The organism is Natronorubrum halalkaliphilum, from assembly GCF_009834785.1.
Taxonomy (GTDB): domain Archaea; phylum Halobacteriota; class Halobacteria; order Halobacteriales; family Natrialbaceae; genus Natronorubrum; species Natronorubrum halalkaliphilum.
In genome coordinates this window covers 274,924-291,861 of sequence record NZ_WUYX01000069.1, presented here as the reverse complement: position 1 = coordinate 291,861, position 16,938 = coordinate 274,924, and the positions used below count along the sequence as shown (strand labels likewise).

The window sequence follows — 16,938 nt, the reverse complement described above, 5'->3', positions numbered from 1 at the left end:
ACGAGACATACGATCAGCGTACAGGAGTCGAGCGAACCAACGATGCCTGCAAGGACTGCGGCCTCGGGCACGTTCGCGCCCGAGCCCGCGTTCACGCACGAACAGAAGTGTTCGTTGCGCTTTGTCTTCGGATTGCGATTGCGATCACCAACTACGAGCGAGGACACGATCCAGGACGTGAGAAACTCAAACTATGAGTTGGATTCTATGACACGCTCACCTATCTAATCCTTGTTATCGTATGTCACTAGTGACGGGCCAATGACAGTCACTACTCCAGTAGACGATCCGGAATACGAATCGCTCACTCGGGGGACCCGCGGCGAGGTTCTCCGACCTGACGACGAGGGCTACGACGAGGGCCGTGAGGTCTGGAACGCCATGATCGACAGACAGCCGGCCGTCATCGTTCAGTGTACCGGCGTGGCCGACGTCATCCAGGCGGTCGAGTTCGCGCGGAGCCACGGCCTACAACTCGCCGTCAAAGGGGCGGGACACAATGCGGCCGGGAACGCCGTCTGTGACGATGGTCTCGTAATCGACCTCTCACCGATGTCGTCGGTCCGCGTCGATCCCGCAACACGAACGGCCCGTGTCGGCCCCGGAGCGACGTTAGCCGACGTCGACCACGAGACCCAAGCGTTCGGACTCGCCACACCGCTGGGGTTCGTCTCCGAAACCGGCGTTTCCGGTCTCACGCTCGGCGGTGGCTTCGGCTGGCTCTCGCGGAAGTACGGGATGACGATCGACAACCTCCGATCTGCGGACGTCGTCACCGCCGACGGCGAGTTGGTCCGCGCGAGTGACGACGAGAACCCGGACCTGTTCTGGGGTCTCCGGGGCGGAGGCGGTAACTTCGGTATCGCCACTTCGTTCGAGTTCGACCTCCACGAGGTCGGTCCAGAGATCCTGGCGGGATTGCTCGTCTATCCGGCTGCGGAAGCAAAAGCCGTAGCCCGTCACTGGCGTGACTTCGTGGCCGACGCCCCCGACGAGCTCACCGTCTGGGTGCTCGCTGCAACGGCACCGCCCTTTCCATTCATCCCCGAGGAGTACCACGGAAGCACGGTTTTCGCTGTCGTTCCCGTCTATACCGGTGCTGTGGAGGAGGGGATGGCGCTGGTCGAACCGCTTCGCGAGTTCGGTGAACCGGTCGCGGACAACGTAGCGCCGCGCCCGTATGCAGCCTGGCAACAGTACTTCGACCCGGCGAACACGTCGGGAGCACGGAACTATTGGAAGTCGCTGAACTTCGCCGATTTCGGCGACGACGCGATCGACACGTTCCTGGAGTACGGTCTGGACCTTCCGACACCCGAATCGAAGATCGGCGTGGCTCACCTCGGCGGGGCCACAGGCCGTGTCCCGAGAGACGCGACCGCATACCCTCACCGCGACGCTGAGTTCGTCATGAACATCACCCCCCGGTGGACCGAGCCGGAACGAGATGACGAGTGTATCGAGTGGGCACGGAAGGCCCACGCCGCACTGACCGAGCAATCAACCGCCGGGACGTACGTGAACTTTATCACCGAAACGACCGGTGAAGAGGAGTTCGCCTACCGTGAGAACTACGGTCGTCTCGGCGAACTGAAAACCGAGTACGATCCGGAGAACGTTTTCCAACGCAATCAAAACGTGCCTCCAGCCGTGTGAACCACTATTTAAGTTATGACACTAACAACTGTTCCACGGTACCACAGCGACCAATTGACATCCTCCGTCCTGAAGGGCGAGGTTTTGCGCCTGTACACTCCATAACGCGATCTCTCGAGTTAACCCAAATCGATGCTCGCGAGTCGAATCAAGAACTCGAGCACGAGGCTCCGAAAACGGGATCACTCGCCGCCGTCGCTCGCTGCCGGCGGCTCCACCGCATCGGCTCCCGGCGGCTCGACCGAGCCGACGACCTCCGAGATAACCTCGTTCGGAGAGACGTCGCTCAGGTCGGCGTCGGTGCTCAGGACGAGTCGGTGGACCAGAATCGGCTCCGCAAGCCCCTTCACGTCGTCGGGGATGACGTAATCGCGGCCGCGGATCGCCGCTCGAGCCTTCGCGCCGTCGAGGAAGGCGAGCGTCGCTCGAGGTGAGGCGCCGTGGGTGACGTCGGGATGGGTTCGAGTCGCCTCGACGAGGTCGAGGACGTACTCCTTGATCGGCGGGGCGACGTGAACCGTGGAGGCGATTTCGCGGGCCTCGAGCAGATCCGACACCTCGACGACCTGTTCGGCGTCCTCCGGGCCGAGATCCGGCGCGTCGTCGAACTTATCGAGCAGTTCCCGTTCGACGTCGCGCTCGGGAACGTCGATGGAGAGCTTGAACTGGAAGCGGTCCCGTTGAGCTTCCGGAAGTTCGAAGACCCCTTCCATTTCGATCGGGTTCTGCGTCGCAACGACCATAAACGGCGTCGGTAGCTCGAGGGTGTCTCCTTCGATCGTCACGCGCCGTTCCTGCATCGCCTCGAGCAGCGCGCTCTGGGTCTTCGGCGTCGCCCGGTTGATCTCGTCGGCGACGACCATGTTGGCGAAGATCGGTCCTCGCTGCAGTTCGAACTCGCCGATGTTCTCCCGGTAGATGTGCGTGCCGGTGATATCCGCCGGCAGAATATCCGGCGTCATCTGGATGCGGTGATAATCGAGCCCCGTGACGCGGGCGAACAGATTCGCCAGCGTCGTCTTCGCGACCCCCGGAACGCCCTCGAGCAGGACGTGGCCGCGGGTCAAGAGCGCGATCGTGAGGTGTTCGATTGCCGGTTCGTTGCCGATCAACACGCGGCCGATTTCGTCACGCAGCGCTTCGTAGGCCGCCTCGGGGGTGGTCGACGGATCGCCGTCAGCCGGGTGCTCGCCGCTCATTCGTCGTCCTGTTTCGTTCCGTGACGGTTAAGCGCTGCTATCACGCGCTGGATCCGCTGTTCGTCCCAGTCGGGGTGGCGACGCCGCAACACTGCCGCCCGCCGCTCGTCGTCGAGTTCGAGCACCGGCGCGACCGCCGCTTCGTCGACGGCCGGTCGATCGCCGACGCGATCGCCGATCGCCGCTCGGGCCCGTTCGAGTGTCGGCCACCGCCGGCGTCTCGAGGCGGCGGCGATAGCTCCGATTCCGACCGCGCCGACGAGAATCTGCAACAGCGGCGTTTCCCGCAGCGTGAGGGTTACGCCGGTCAGCGGCGGCAGCTCTTCGCCGTGTGAGAGGTCGATCAGAACGTGGTCCGCATCGGTGTACAGCCCCCGCAGGAACGCGGTGTTGTCCGGTTCGTCGATCATCGCGTTGACCGCGATACTCGGATCGCCGACGACGACCACTTGCCCGGCGGAGACGCTCTCGACGGTGGCGACGGGGTAGGCGGCGGGCTCTTCTCCCGCACTGAGTTGGCCGTCCCCGTCGATGTCGCGATAGGCGTAGTCGCTGGTTCGGACCAGCACCGTCGCCTCACCCGGTTCGACCGCCGAGGCGTAGTTGAGCGTGAGCTGATCGACGTCCTCGGTGAACGTGTGGTTCTCGACGCCGGTGGCGACGGGCATCGTCGGCCCGCGGAAGAACTCCTGTTCGTCCCTGAGCAAGACGCCGTCGGCCCGCGCCTCCGCCCCGGCGGCCTCTAGGAGGTCGTTCCCGTTCGCCCCGAAGTTCTCGAAGACGACCAGCGTCCCGCCGGCGTTGACGAACTGCTGGACGCGCGCCGCGTCTTCGTCGGTGTACTGTTCGTCCGGCGCGACGACGAACGCGACCGTCTCGTTCGGTTCGTGGGCCTCGTAGCGCGCCGTATCGCGGATCAGTTCGCTCTCGACGCCCGGCTCCGACTCGATCTGTTGTCGGAGTTCGGAGGTGCCATCCCACGAGGGGTTGTACGGTCCGAACGCGGCCGTCGACGTCGCGGCGACGACGAGCAGCGACGCCAGGACGGTCGCCACGAGCGCGACGAGCAGGACGCGAGGCCAATCGAATCCCGACCCCGGCCCCGACCCGTCGCGAACCCACTCGAGCGGGTTCAGCATCGCGTCACCTCCGAGCGGGTTGTGGAGGGAGTGGTCGACGGGGCTGTGGGGGGACTGATGGACGGCGAGCGAGTGACGGACATGCGGGCTGCGTGCGTGTGCGTATACGTTCTATCCCGAGCGGCTGAAGCAGTCACCGTAGCGCGAGCGACTGAAGCGGTCACCACGGCAGCACCTCCGGCGGCAGAATCTCGAGGATCCGGCGAACGACCACGACGGCAAACCCCACAAGTCCGAACAGGATGAGCCACCGGAGCCGTCGTCGCCACTCCGGCGTCACCGTAAACGGGGCCGTTAGCTCGGTGACGATCAACAGCCCGATCAGCGAGAGGACGAAGTACAGTTCGTAGGAAAACGAGCCGAGCGCGGCGAGAACGAGCACGGCCGCGAGCATCCAGGCGAGTTGCCAGCGGATGAACCGCATTCGTCGGTGCGTCGGCATCTACTGCAGTAGGGGACTCCAGTCACCGTAAAGCCTCGGGGTTCGCTCGAGGTGACGATCGGTCGATCATACATGATGAATAATTGATTGCTTCGTTCCGAAACGTTCTCACTCGTGATATCCTAATGTGCGATATTTTGTCACGAACGGCCACGTGAGCCGCGAATTCATCGGTACATTGACGCTCTCTAACTCATTTAAGTTCACGTACGGAGAATAATATATCACGGTCGAAAGACTTTCTTTGACCCGCTAATATGAGAGTCGTAGTCAATGGGGAGAAGCACGCGCCCTGACCGACCGCTCCTGACGATCCTGCTTACGGCAGCGATGGTTCTGTCCCTCTTCGCTCCGCTCGGGGTAGCCGGAGCCGATAGGCAGGCTGCTGAGACGGCACCGTCCGGATCCGCCGACGCGTTCATCGACGCCGACGCGGACCCGGCGACGATCGACGAGGAACTGCACGCCGCGGACGGCACCGTCGAGGTAATCCTCCAACTCGAGGACGTCGACGACCTCGTTCTCGCACAGAGTCACGACAAAGTCGGGACCCTCCAGGCCCACGCCGCGGCCGCACAGGATCCGCTCGAGCGATACGCGGAAGCGACTGACGGCGTGGAACTCGAGCGAACGTTCTGGATTACCAACGCGGTCTTGTTGACCGTCGACACCGAGCAGGTTCCCGTCGAACAGTTGGCTCGGCTCGAGGGCGTGACCGACGTTCACGAGAACTACGAAGTGACGCTTCCCGAACCTGTCGCTCCATTCGATTCGGACGAGGACACAGCCGTGGGGGCAGCCGACTCGAGTTCACATTCGGATGCTGAAATCACAGCCTCGAGCACCGTCGACACGACGTACGGACTCGATCAGATCAACGCCCCCGACGTGTGGGAAGAGTACGGGACGAAAGGTGAGGGTGTGAAGGTCGCTGTACTCGATACAGGCGTCGATCCAGACCATCCGGATATCGATATCGCCGCGGAGAACTGGGCCGAATTCGATAGTGATGGAAATCGAGTCTCGAACAGCGATCCACACGACACGGGGGATCACGGAACTCACGTCTCAGGGACCGTTGTTGGCGGTGATGATTCCGGCGAGTACATCGGCGTCGCACCCGAGGCAACGCTGATGCACGGACTGGTACTTAACGGTGGGTCCGGGACTGGTCCGCAGGTACTTGCCGGAATGGAATGGGCTGTCGAGGAAGAGGCGGATATTCTCAGCATGAGTCTCGGGGTCGAAGGCTACGCTTCGGGATATCTGAATGCTGTCCGGAACGCCAGAGAGGCCGGCGTCATCGTCGTTGGGTCTTCGGGGAACAACGGAGAACGGACGAGTGGCTCTCCCGGAAACGTCTACGATTCGTTCGCCGTTGGGGCAGCAAACGAAAACGGAGATATCGCGGGCTTCTCGAGCGGCGAAGAAATCGTCACTGAAGACGCGTGGGGAACGGACGCACCAGATCACTGGCCGGATGAATATATCGTTCCGAACGTGGCCGCGCCCGGTGTCGGCGTAAAGAGTGCTATTCCGGGTGACGGGTATGACTCCATATCTGGCACTTCAATGGCCGCACCGCACGTCTCGGGTGCGATGGCGCTGCTGCTCAGTGCCACCGAAAGCGAGCCGGATCCGGAGACGGTACTGGACAGTCTCGAGACGACCGCCTGGAAACCCGAGAGCGAACCGGACGAGCAAGACACACGGTACGGTCACGGGATTATCGATATCAAAGCGGCGACGGACCTCGTCGCGAGTGGCGTCGAAGGGACGATCACTGACAGCGAAGGACAGCCGATCGAAGGCGCGACCGTAACGCTCGGCGACCGAACGGAAACGACCGACGACGACGGCTCGTATCGTCTTCTTGCTGCGTCGGGGGGATACACAGTCACGGCGAGTGCGTTCGGGTACGAAGAGCACTCGGCGGTGGTCGAAATCGATGAAAACGAGTTCACGACGCACGACGTGACACTCGAGGACGCCCTCGCTGTCGACGTGCTCGAAGCGCAGCCGGCGAAAGCCAAAAGCGGCGCGAATATCTCGACACAGCTGCGGACCGCAAACGCTGAGACGCTCGCCGTCGAACTCGTCGGTGACTACGACCCATCGAATGCGACGCTGTTTGTCGACGGCGACGAGCACGAGTTCGGAGCCGACCTGAACGTCGAGGACCGCAACGAGATCGCAGTCTCCGTCGAGACGACGCCGGGAACGACCGGCGAACTCGGGCTGAATCACACCGTCTCGGCGGGAGAGCGGACGGAGTCCGTCGAAACCGGTCCGACGACGGTGTTTGACGTGGAGACCCAAATCGCCGTTATCGACGATGACGACACCCACGGAGCGCTTCTCGCGGACACGCTGGCGGAACGGCTACCGGAGGACGCGGCGGTCGTCGTCCGCTCGTCGACGGACGTGCTCGAGACGATCGAGCAGTACGACGCGTTCGTCGTCCAGTACATCGAGAGCCCCATCGAGGAGTTCGTCACGGCGACGGAGTCGGCGGGGGTCGGTGCCGTCTATCTCGAGCAGGCGGGGTCGGAATCGAACGGAATCTCGGAATACGGGGGTATTTCCGACGAACTCGAGTCCGTTTCAGCGAAAGACAACGACGAGCCGCCGGTGTACTACGAGATTCGAGACGACCATCGGATAACGGATCAGTGGACGGTCGACGAAGCGGTCAACATTTCTGATACGGAGTACAGTGACCACGCCTGGTTCGAACTCAACGAAACCTCCTCGTTCGACGAACTCGCCGCAGTTGGCGACGGAACCGACGGACCTGCCGGCAGCGCACTCGCCGTCGACGAGACGACGAACACCGTCCTCGCCGCATCGCTGGGACGAACGCAGTACGTCAGAGGGGACGAGTTCACTCCCGAAGCGAACGAAATCCTCGCCACTGCCGCGATGTACGTCGCCGAGGAGCCCGAGTTCGACTCGGCGGCGTTCTACGGCAGCGTCGATATCGACAGCGAACCGGCGTCGGAGGGCGACACCGTGACCGCGTACGTCGACGGCGAGCCGCGGGGGAGCACGGACGTCGATGCCGAGGGTCGATACGCCACGACCACCGATCCGCTGCTCCTCGAGGAAACCGTAGACGAGGGAGAAACCGTAACGTTCGGTCTCGAGGGGCTGCCGGCGGACCAGACGGCCACTGTGACCACCGACGGCCCCGAACTGCTGAATCTCACCGTCTCCGACGGCACTCTCGAGGGAACGATCACCGAGACGGTCACCGGTGACCCGATCGAGGACGCGACACTACAGTTGTACGACGGTGACGATGCGTTTGTCACAGACGCACATACCGACGGATCCGGTGACTATCGGTTCGAGACGCTCCCACCAGACAACTACGACCTCGAGGTTCACGCACACGGGTTCGAAGACGACACAAAACCAGACATTGCGGTCAGCGGCGGGCCCGACGATGGCCCGGTAGTCGAGAACGCCTCGCTTGCGGGCGATGCCGGGTTCGAAGGGACGGTTACTGACGCTGAGACAGGTGACGCTTTGGTGGATGCAACCGTCACCGTAACCGGTCACTACGGGCCGTACACAGCAACGACCGACGACCAGGGAGCGTACGCTGTCGACACCGTCCCCGGAACCGGCGCGGAATACGCGATCGAGGCCGACGCTGCCGACTATCTGCCGGCAACCAACTCTACGTCCCTCGAGTCGGGCGAAACGAAACCGGTCGATCTCTCGCTCGAGCCGAAAACGCTGTTCGTCGAGATCGATGCCGTAGATACGCCGGTGATCACCGGCGATTCAGTGACGGTCGACGCGACGGTAACGAACACTCGCGACGAACACGCAGCGACGGACGTCGCTCTCGAGGTCGACGGCGAGCAAGAAGCGGACATGCAGGTCGATATCGACCCCGGATCGTCGACCGAGGTCTCCCTGACGTGGGAGACGGACGGCGTCGACGCCGGCGAGTACGAGGCGGTCCTCACCATCGACGGAGACGAAGCGAGCGAGAAGGTCAGAATTCATCCGAACGTCGACCTCGAGCACGCGGTCGGCGGAACGGTCTCGTCCCCGGACGCCGTCGCGGAGCGTCTCGCGGTCAAAGCAACTGACCCCGTCGAGTTAGGGGCGGACGCGGAACTCGATATTCGCATCGACGATCCGGAAACGGGCGAGTCGGTGACGCTCTCGCTGGCCGACGCCCCGTCGCCGGTGACGGGTGACGAACTCCGGTTTGACGTCTACGACGAAAACGGGACTATCACCGCAGATCCGTCGGTCTCCGTTTCCGGTACCGACGGAAACGATCTCGACGTGATGGTCGAGGGTGACGAAGCGCTGTTCGCGAACGAGACCTTCTCGAGGTACACCGTCTCCCTCGTCGACCGTGGGGACGAGATGACGGTCGCCGAAACCGACGACCGACTCGTCGGAATCGGATACGAGGCGCGCCTCGAGCAAGACGGAACGACAGGGGAGATCAACATCACCGTTCCGCGAGACGAGTCGGTCGACGAGTCCTGGACGGCTCAGTTCAAATACGCGGAACTCGGCGAAGACGGAAGTCCAGTAGGCGAATGGACGACAACGAACGTCTCAAACGACGCCGACACTGACGAGTTCGCGTTCAGTCTCGACGCCTCGGACCTCGAGGCGGGCGACTATGGCTGGGAACTGACACTGGCGAAAAACCAGACCCCAATCGACCGAATTCTCGGAATCGGGGGCGCGGACGCCGATCCGATTGTCGTTACCGAAGACGACGACAGCGGCGGTGGCGGCGGGATCAGCCTCCCTCCACGACCGCCCGAAGGGAGCGGCCCCACGCCGTTCTATCTCGGCGTCGTCGACGCGCCGGCCGAAGTCGACGCCGGTGCCGAGTTCTCAGTCGACGCGGCCGTCAAAAATCCCAGCGAGCGGACCACCAGCGGCATCGTTACCGTCTCGATCGACGGCACAACCGCCGGATCGACCATCGTCACCGTCCCCGAACTGGCGTCGGAGTCGCTTTCGTTCGACGTCGTCGCACCCGACACGCCGGGCGAGTACGAGTTGACCGTCGAAACGGAAAGCGACCAGTACGCGACCGATCTGACGGTCGTCGATCCGACGACGAACGAATCCGAATCGACGGATTCCGACGACACGGTATCGCAAGAACCGAGCGATGACAGCGGTGACGACGACGGCCAACCCGGATTCGGCATTCCCGCCGCGGTCGTCGCCCTCTGTCTCGCACTGCTCCTCGCTCGAGTGACTGCGTAACCGTTTTTGTACCACCAAAAGAGCGCTCGAGCGCTACCGATCTCGTTCGACGGTCTCACCGGGTCGCGTAGTCGCGCCGGCAGAGAGTTTCAGTCCGGGACTCAGACTCGAGTTGATGCCGGTCTTCACGCCGTCGCCCGCAACCACACCGAACTTTCGCCGCCCCGTCGAGACGCGGTCGCCCTTCACGGTGAACTCGATATCCGCGTCGTCGTGGCGGAGGTTCGCGACGTTCGTGCCGGCACCGAAGTTGACGTCGCGGCCGAGAACGCTGTCGCCGACGTACGAAAGGTGGCTGACCGACGCGCCGCGAGAGAGGACGCTGTTTTTCACTTCGGCGGCGTGACCGACCTTCGCGTCCGCCGCAACCAGCGTCGCCCCGCGAACGTAGGCGTTCGGCCCGACCGTCGCACCCGACCGGATCAGCGCCGGACCCTCGATGACGACGCCCGACTTCACCGTCGCGCCGGCTTCGACGACGACGTCGCCCTCGAGCGTCGCGTCCGCGCTGACGTCGCCGTCGACCCGCCGTTCCAACTCCGAGAGCTTCCACTCGTTGGCCTCGAGCAGTTCCCAGGGGCGGCCGACGTCGAGCCAGCGCTCGAGCGTGACCGGAGTTACTTCGAACTCGTCGATCACGGTCGCCAGGACGTCCGTAATTTCGTGTTCGCCGCGTTCGCTCGCCGGCACCTCGAGCCACTCGCGGGCTTCCTCGGGGAAGGCGTACGCGCCGGCGTTGGCGAGGTTCGTCGGCGGATCGGCCGGTTTTTCGACGATGCCGCTGACGGCGTCGCCCTCGGTGCTGAGCACGCCGTAACTCGTCGGGTCATCGACTTCGATGGCGCAGACGGCGGGACAGTTGTCGAAAAGACGCTCGATCGCCGCCGGATCGTACAGGTTGTCGCCGTTCAGGACGGCGAACGGACCCTCGATGTGATCCCGAGCGGTGTTGACGGCGTCAGCCGTCCCGGCCTGTTCGGACTGGACGGCGTAGGAAACGGGCGTCCCGCGATAGCTCGAGCCGAAGTACTCGCGGACGGTCTCCGCCTCGTACCCGATTACGAGGACGACTTCGTCCGCGCCGGCGTCGATGGCCGCGTCGATGGTGTGGGCGACGAGCGGTCGGTCGGCGACCGGCAGCATCGGCTTCGGGACCGAATCGGAGAGTGGTCGAATACGCGTGCCCTGGCCCGCCGCGAGAACGACTGCTTTCATGTACGTGCACAGTTCCATGAACCGTCGGATAAGCGATTCGCTCGCGGACGGGTACAATCAATTTCGTGAGGTGTGAGAAAAGGGGAAAACTGTCCGCGAGACCTCACAAACCGGGACAGTTAATTGTGTTTAGCCGACTGTCATCGGTATGACCCCTCCTTCGTCCGCCGCCCCCGCGCCGTCCGACGACGGCGCTGCGACCGACGCTCGCGAGCACGCGACTGATCCGCCGCCGGTCGTTCGCGCGACCGACGTGACGAAAATCTACACGCGAGGGTCGGACCCGGGCCGAATCGGCAGGCTGCTCGGTCGGCCCGACGCGCCGAAAGTCCGCGCTCTCGAGTCGGCCTCCGTCGCGATCGAACCCGGTGAAATCGTCGGTCTCGCGGGGCCGAGCGGGAGCGGCAAGTCGACGCTGTTGCACCTCCTCGCCGGACTCGAACTCCCGACGGAGGGGACGGTGACGTTCCAGGAGACGGACCTCGAGAGCCTCTCGACCCGACAGCGCACGCGCCTTCGGCTCGAGCACGTCGGCATCGTCTTCCAGCACTTTCACCTGCTCGAGTCGCTGTCCGCGCGGGCGAACGTCGCCCTGCCGCTGGTCGAACTCGGCGTCAGGAAACGCGACCGCCGCGAGCGGGCCGAACGCCTGCTCGAGCGGGTCGGACTCGGCGACCGCACCGGCCACCGGCCGGGCGAGTTGAGCGGCGGCGAACAACAGCGGGTGGCCATCGCCCGCGCGCTCGTGACCGATCCGACGCTGGTGATCGCCGACGAGCCGACGGGGGAACTCGACACCGAGACGGGCCGGCGAGTCTTAGACGAGTTCGAACGCATCGCGGACGACCGCGCCGTCGTGCTCGCCTCCCACGATCGGCCGACGCTGGAAATCGCCGACCGTATCGTGCGGCTCACGGACGGCACGATCCGCGGTGACGACGAGACATGAGTCCCCGAGAACTGCTCGTGCGCTGGCTCGGCGTCGGAAGCGTCGGGATCCGCCGAACGATCTCCCGGGCCACGCGGACGGCCACGAAACGCGTCCAGTTCAGCGTCGCCGGCGTCGCCGTCGTGATCGCGTTGCTCGTCGTCGTTACGGGGATCGGAATCGGCCTCGCGGCCGGGACGACGGTGTACGACGACGACGTCGACTACTGGATCGTCCCCGAGAGCGACGGCGAGCGCTCGACGCTCCTCTCGACGGATCAACCCCAGTTCGGCTCGGTCCACGAGACGAACGACCGCATCCGGGGGATCGACGACGTCGCGTTCGCCTCGCCCGTCCTCTCGGAGGTGGTCCGCATCGAAATCGACGGCACGAGCGAGTACGTGCTGGCGGTCGGCGTCATCAACTCGCCCGACCTCGACAGCGTCACCGACGTGTCGACCGACGGGCTGTCACACGACGATCCCTATCACCAAAGCGGCAGCGACGACGACGAGTGGACCGGCGAGGTCGTCCTCTCCCGCAGCGCCGCTAGCCTGCTCGAGGCCGATCCCGGCGACGGAGCGACGATCAACGGCGAGGACTCCTTTACCGTCGCCGCGACGGACGAGGGGACGGACTCCGTCGGCGACATGCCCATCGCGCTGGTACAGCTCAGCGAACTGCAGACGCTGACCGGCGGCGACGAACACGATCAGGCCGACCAGTTCGTCGTCGGAACGAACTCGCCGGCCGTCGAGGACGAACTCGCGGGGATCTACCCCCAGTCGGAGGTGCTCACGCGCGGCGAGTTGACCGTCAGCGAGGCTGCGGACTCCGGACTCCCGCTCGCGCTCGCGCTGACCGCGCTCATCGTGTCCGTCTCGGTCGGCACTCTGTTCGTCCTGACGACGAACGGCCTCGAGGTGGTCGCCGACAGGCGGCAGCTGGCGACGCTGTCCGCACTCGGCGTCTCGACGCGGAGCCAGCTCGGGCTGGTCGGGACCCAGACGCTCGTCATCACCGGTATCGGCGGTCTGCTGGGAGCGATCGCCGGTCTCGGCGGCATTCGGCTGGTTAACTACGTCGCGACCGCGACGGTGACGAGCGAGCCGATCGCGACCTCGCACCTCCTCTTCGTCCCGTACGGACTGGCGGCGGCGCTGCTGATCGGGCTCCTCTCGCTGCCGGTCCTGCTGGTGTTGACGCGACGCGTCACCGGAGGTGTCCCCTGATGGGAGGGCTCCGCGCCGCGCTCGGCCGCCTCCGCGTCGCCGGCGGGATCACGGTCGGCCAGCTTCGCCACCACCGGCTGCGACTCGGTCTCGCGATCATCGGCGTCGGACTCGCCGTCCTCGCGATGACGCTGCTCGCCGGCGTCGGCATGGGCGTCCTCGAGACGGGCGAGCAACAGTTCGAGGCGGCCGATCGGGATCTGTGGGTGACCGCGGGCGAGACGCGACTCACGCCGGCGGGCGGTGGCGGTTTCGAGAACTCGTTGACCGACTCCCGAAGCGTCGCCGCCGAAATGGAGGGTCAGGACGGCGTGGCGAACGCGGTGCCCCTCGCGTTCGAGACGGTGTATGTCGGCACCGACAGCGACGGCGATTTCCAGACGTTCATCGGCACGGGCGTTCCCGGCACCGGCAGCATCGTCCAAGTTTCGGAGGGCGAGAGACTGAGCGGGGATCCACACTACGCGGAAGGCAGCTACGACGGCGAGCGAACGAACGAGGTGCTCATCGACGAGGAGACCGCCCGCGCACTCGATATCGAGATCGGCGACACGATCCACGCCGGCGGCTCGCTCGCGGCCGCCCGAAACAACGAGTTCACCGTCGTCGGGGTCTCGCCGACGTTCGAACGGATGCTCGGTGCCCCCACGGTCGTGATGCCGCTTTCGGAACTCCATCAGGCGACGGGTACCACTCAGACCGAGCCGGCGACGTTCATCACGATCACCGTCGAGGACGGCGCGGACACCGACGCCGTCCAGACGGCGCTCTCCGAGAGCCACCCCGAGTACGAGATTCGGTCGAACCAGGAGCAACTTGAGGCGGTCCTCGAAGAGCAGATTCTCGTCCTCGCGGCCGGCGGCGCGCTGATCGTGCTCGCGCTCGTGGCCGGCGTCGCGCTAACGCACACCCTGCTCACGCTCGTTATCTTCCAGCAGCGGGCGGCGTTTGCGGCGCTTTCAGCGCAGGGAATCTCGTCGTCGCTGCTGGTCGCGTCCGTCGTCGGCCAGGGACTCGCGATCGGGCTCATCGGCGGGCTCGTCGGGCTCGTCCTCACACCGCCCGCAGTCGAGTTATTGAACCGGATCGCCGCGGCCGTCGTCGGCTTCGACGGGCTCGTTCAGACCGCACCGGAGATTCTCGCGGCCGCGCTCGCGGTCGCCATCGTGATCGGCACGATCGCCGCGGCGCTGGCCGGCTGGCGGGTCAGTCGAACGCCGCCGCTCGAGCACCTCTGACGTCGAGGCTGCGTCCCGCCGAACCGGAACTCCGTCAGAAGTCACTCGAGTCTTCCTTTTGAGCCGAATTCATCGCCTTTTCTCGTCGAGAAAACCCGATCCACGGTTTATCCATAACAGGTTCGTCGAACAGTACGAGAGATGACTATCAGACGACCCCTCGCTGTCGCCGCCGTCGCGCTGTTGCTGGTCACCGCCGGCTGTCTCGGCGCGGTCGGCTTCGGGGACGAAAGCGGCGACGACACCGACGAGAACGGGACCGAAGACGAACTGCCGGACGCGGACGAACTGGTCGAGCGCTCGATACAGGCCGAATCGAGCGTCGAGACCCTTCACGGCGTCCAGACGATAACGTGGGCGGACGACGACGAACTCGTCTCGTCGACCCACGAAGTCTGGCAGCGAGGGGCCAATGAGTACCGAATGGAACTCCTCGAAAGCGACGAGCCCGAGCAAATCGATGTGATGGTCTCGAGCGGGACGACGACCTGGCTGTACGACGAAGCCGACAACGAGGCCGTGAAAACGGAGCTCGATATCGACCAGGCGGAGCTGGATGCCCTGAACGACGACCTGGTCGATTCCGTCTACGCCGACATGAGCGCGACGGTCGACGGAACCGACACCGTCGCGGACCGAGACGTCTACGTCGTCGATCTCGCCGCCGACGGATCGGATGCGATGTACGACGATGCGACGCTCTGGATTGATCAGGAAACCCACTATCCGCTGAAACAGGACAGTACGATGTCGATGGGTGCGGAGATGACGATCACCGTCGAGTTCGAGGAGGTCACCTTCGACGAACCGATCGACGACGACCGGTTCGCGTTCGAACCGCCCGCAGACGCCGAGGTTATCGACGCCGACGACTTCACGTTCGAGCAGTTCGACGAGATCGACGACGCCGAAGCGGCCGCTCCGTTCGACCTCCCCGAGCCCGCAGTGCCCGCGGAGTACGGACTCGAGCAGGTCTCGGTGTCCGAGAACATGGTCGGCTGGAGCGCGTCGCTGCAGTACACGGACGAGTCGGACACGTTCCTGACCGTCACCGTCGCCGAGGACGAATCCGAACCGATCCTTGACCCCGACGGCGACCCGATCGAAGTCGGAGACACCGACGCGATCCTTCGCGAGTTCGGCACGGATATGATGGCACTCGAGTGGGAGGATGACGGACTGAGCTACACCGTCAGCGGAGATCTCGAGAGAGAAGAACTGGTCGAAATTGCCCTCTCGATCGTCGAGTAATCGGTCCTCAGTCTCAGTTTCCTTCGCTGAACGATTTTCTGCTGTGGCTCGACTCCGTGAAACATGGCTCGAGGAGCAGTTCAGACGAATTACTCTCGCCAGTTCCGGTTAGACTGCAAATGGGGAGGACACCGGAATGCGGGGACAACAATCCGTTTCAGTCCTCGCTCGTCGTGATATCCGCCGACAGCCCCTGGGCCATCTGAATATCTTTCGAGTTGTTCATCGTCCAGGCGGTCCGCTCCGTGACGGCCTCGATGGCCTCGCGCGCACTCGGGTAGCCGTTGCCGGACTTCTTCACGCCGCCGAATGGAAGCTGGACTTCTGCGCCGATACACGGCAGGTTCGCGTACGCGAGCCCGAGATCGGCACGGTCACGGAAGGCGTTCAGCTGGCGGTAATCCTCGGAGATGATCGCTCCCGCGAGGCCGTAGGGCGTGTCGTTGTGGATCTCGAGGGCGCGATCGATGTCGCCGTCGTACTCGAGAAGGGCGACGTGCGGGCCGAAACACTCCTCTTTGAGACACCGGAGATCGGTATCGTAGTCGATTTCGTAGACGAAGGGGCCGACCCAGTGGCCCTCATCGTGGCCGTCCGGGATTTCTCCATCGTCGAGTTCGAATCGGTCGACCAGAACCTCGGCATCCTCCTGTACCGCCAACTCGTTGTGTTTGCGGATCTTCTCGACGTGGTCGGCCTCGATCGCGGGCCCCATGAACGTGTCCTCCTCGAGCGGGTCGCCGACCGCGATGTCTTCGGCGATATCGACGAACCGTTCTTTGAACTCGTCGTAGACGTCCGTGTGGACGATCAGGCGCTCGCTCGAGACGCAGCGCTGGCCGGTCGTCTTGAAACTCGACATGATCGCCGAGTGGACGGCAATATCCAGATCGGCCTCCTCGGTGACGATGATGCCGTTTTTGCCGCCCATCTCGCAGGCGGCGAGTTTGCCGGGTTCGGCGCCGACCTTGCCCGAAATCTCGTGGCCGACTTCGGCGGAGCCGGTGAACAGAACCGTATCTACGCGACCGTCGTCCGTGATCGCCGCGCCGGCGTCGCCGAAGCCTTGCACCATGTTGAAGACGCCGTCTGGGATGCCGGCGTCGTCCATCATCTCGGCGATGATCTGGCCGCACCACGGCGTCTGCTCGGCGGGCTTCCAGACGACGGTGTTGCCCTCGACCAGAGCGATGGCCATGTGCCAGAACGGGATGGCGACGGGGAAGTTCCACGGCGTGATACAGCCGATAACGCCCCGCGGTTTCCGGCGCATGTAGGCGTCTTTCGCCCCGACTTCGGAGGGGACGACGTCGCCGTGAGGGTGGCGGGCGTTGCCCGCCGCCCACTCGACCATGTGGTAGGCCTCGACGACGTCCGCA

General features: G+C 64.4%; 11 protein-coding genes and 1 pseudogene. 7 read left to right on the top strand and 5 right to left on the bottom strand.

The genetic code is table 11. From position 1 onward, the window contains the following. Together GS429_RS19470 and GS429_RS19465 are read left to right on the top strand one after the other, a co-directional pair. Positions 1–197 (top strand): annotated as a pseudogene (locus GS429_RS19470) (IS5/IS1182 family transposase); the annotation flags it as partial. A gap of 64 nt (positions 198–261) precedes the next feature. After that, complete coding sequence (locus GS429_RS19465; protein WP_160067270.1) at positions 262–1,656, top strand: FAD-binding oxidoreductase; 1,395 nt, start codon at positions 262–264, stop codon at positions 1,654–1,656. 182 nt (positions 1,657–1,838) lie between these two features. On the opposite strand, the gene GS429_RS19460 is transcribed toward GS429_RS19465, so the two are convergent. From GS429_RS19460 to GS429_RS19450, 3 genes are all read right to left on the bottom strand, one after another. Further along, positions 1,839–2,855 carry an AAA family ATPase gene (locus tag GS429_RS19460; RefSeq protein WP_160067268.1) on the bottom strand — a complete coding sequence of 339 codons (1,017 nt, stop codon included), beginning with the start codon at positions 2,853–2,855 and terminating at the stop codon, positions 1,839–1,841. Next, complete coding sequence (locus tag GS429_RS19455; protein WP_160067266.1) at positions 2,852–3,994, bottom strand: DUF4350 domain-containing protein; 1,143 nt, start codon at positions 3,992–3,994, stop codon at positions 2,852–2,854. The genes GS429_RS19460 and GS429_RS19455 overlap by 4 nt, the downstream gene beginning before the upstream one ends. 160 nt (positions 3,995–4,154) lie before the next feature. Next, positions 4,155–4,436, bottom strand: a complete 282-nt coding sequence (locus GS429_RS19450) for a DUF8044 family membrane protein (protein ID WP_483870095.1) — start codon at positions 4,434–4,436, stop codon at positions 4,155–4,157. Between the two features lie 273 nt (positions 4,437–4,709). Between GS429_RS19450 and GS429_RS19445 the strand changes: the two genes are divergently transcribed. Further along, positions 4,710–9,695 (top strand): S8 family serine peptidase, encoded by a 4,986-nt coding sequence (locus tag GS429_RS19445; protein WP_160067264.1) that lies wholly within the window; start codon positions 4,710–4,712, stop codon positions 9,693–9,695. A 33-nt stretch (positions 9,696–9,728) separates the two neighbouring features. Here the strand turns inward: GS429_RS19445 and glmU are convergent, their stop codons facing one another. Beyond that, positions 9,729–10,910, bottom strand: coding sequence for a bifunctional sugar-1-phosphate nucleotidylyltransferase/acetyltransferase (gene glmU, locus GS429_RS19440; RefSeq protein ID WP_160067262.1), 1,182 nt, complete (start codon positions 10,908–10,910; stop codon positions 9,729–9,731). Positions 10,911–11,058: 148 nt separating this feature from the next. On the opposite strand from glmU, the gene GS429_RS19435 reads away from it, so the two are divergent. From GS429_RS19435 to GS429_RS19420, 4 genes are all read left to right on the top strand, one after another. Beyond that, positions 11,059–11,859: an ABC transporter ATP-binding protein gene (locus GS429_RS19435; protein ID WP_160067260.1), complete on the top strand. Its 801-nt coding sequence runs from the start codon at positions 11,059–11,061 to the stop codon at positions 11,857–11,859. After that, positions 11,856–13,070: an ABC transporter permease gene (locus GS429_RS19430; RefSeq protein WP_160067258.1), complete on the top strand. Its 1,215-nt coding sequence runs from the start codon at positions 11,856–11,858 to the stop codon at positions 13,068–13,070. The genes GS429_RS19435 and GS429_RS19430 overlap by 4 nt, the downstream gene beginning before the upstream one ends. After that, a complete protein-coding gene (locus GS429_RS19425; protein ID WP_160067256.1) occupies positions 13,070–14,308 on the top strand; it encodes an ABC transporter permease in 1,239 nt (412 codons plus the stop codon). Before GS429_RS19430 ends, GS429_RS19425 begins: the two co-directional genes overlap by 1 nt. Positions 14,309–14,449: 141 nt before the next feature. After that, positions 14,450–15,559 carry a DUF4367 domain-containing protein gene (locus tag GS429_RS19420; protein WP_160067254.1) on the top strand — a complete coding sequence of 370 codons (1,110 nt, stop codon included), beginning with the start codon at positions 14,450–14,452 and terminating at the stop codon, positions 15,557–15,559. Between the two features lie 157 nt (positions 15,560–15,716). On the opposite strand, the gene GS429_RS19415 is transcribed toward GS429_RS19420, so the two are convergent. Next, a partial coding sequence (locus GS429_RS19415) for an aldehyde dehydrogenase family protein (RefSeq protein WP_235920861.1) occupies positions 15,717–16,938 on the bottom strand: 1,222 nt, incomplete at its 5' end.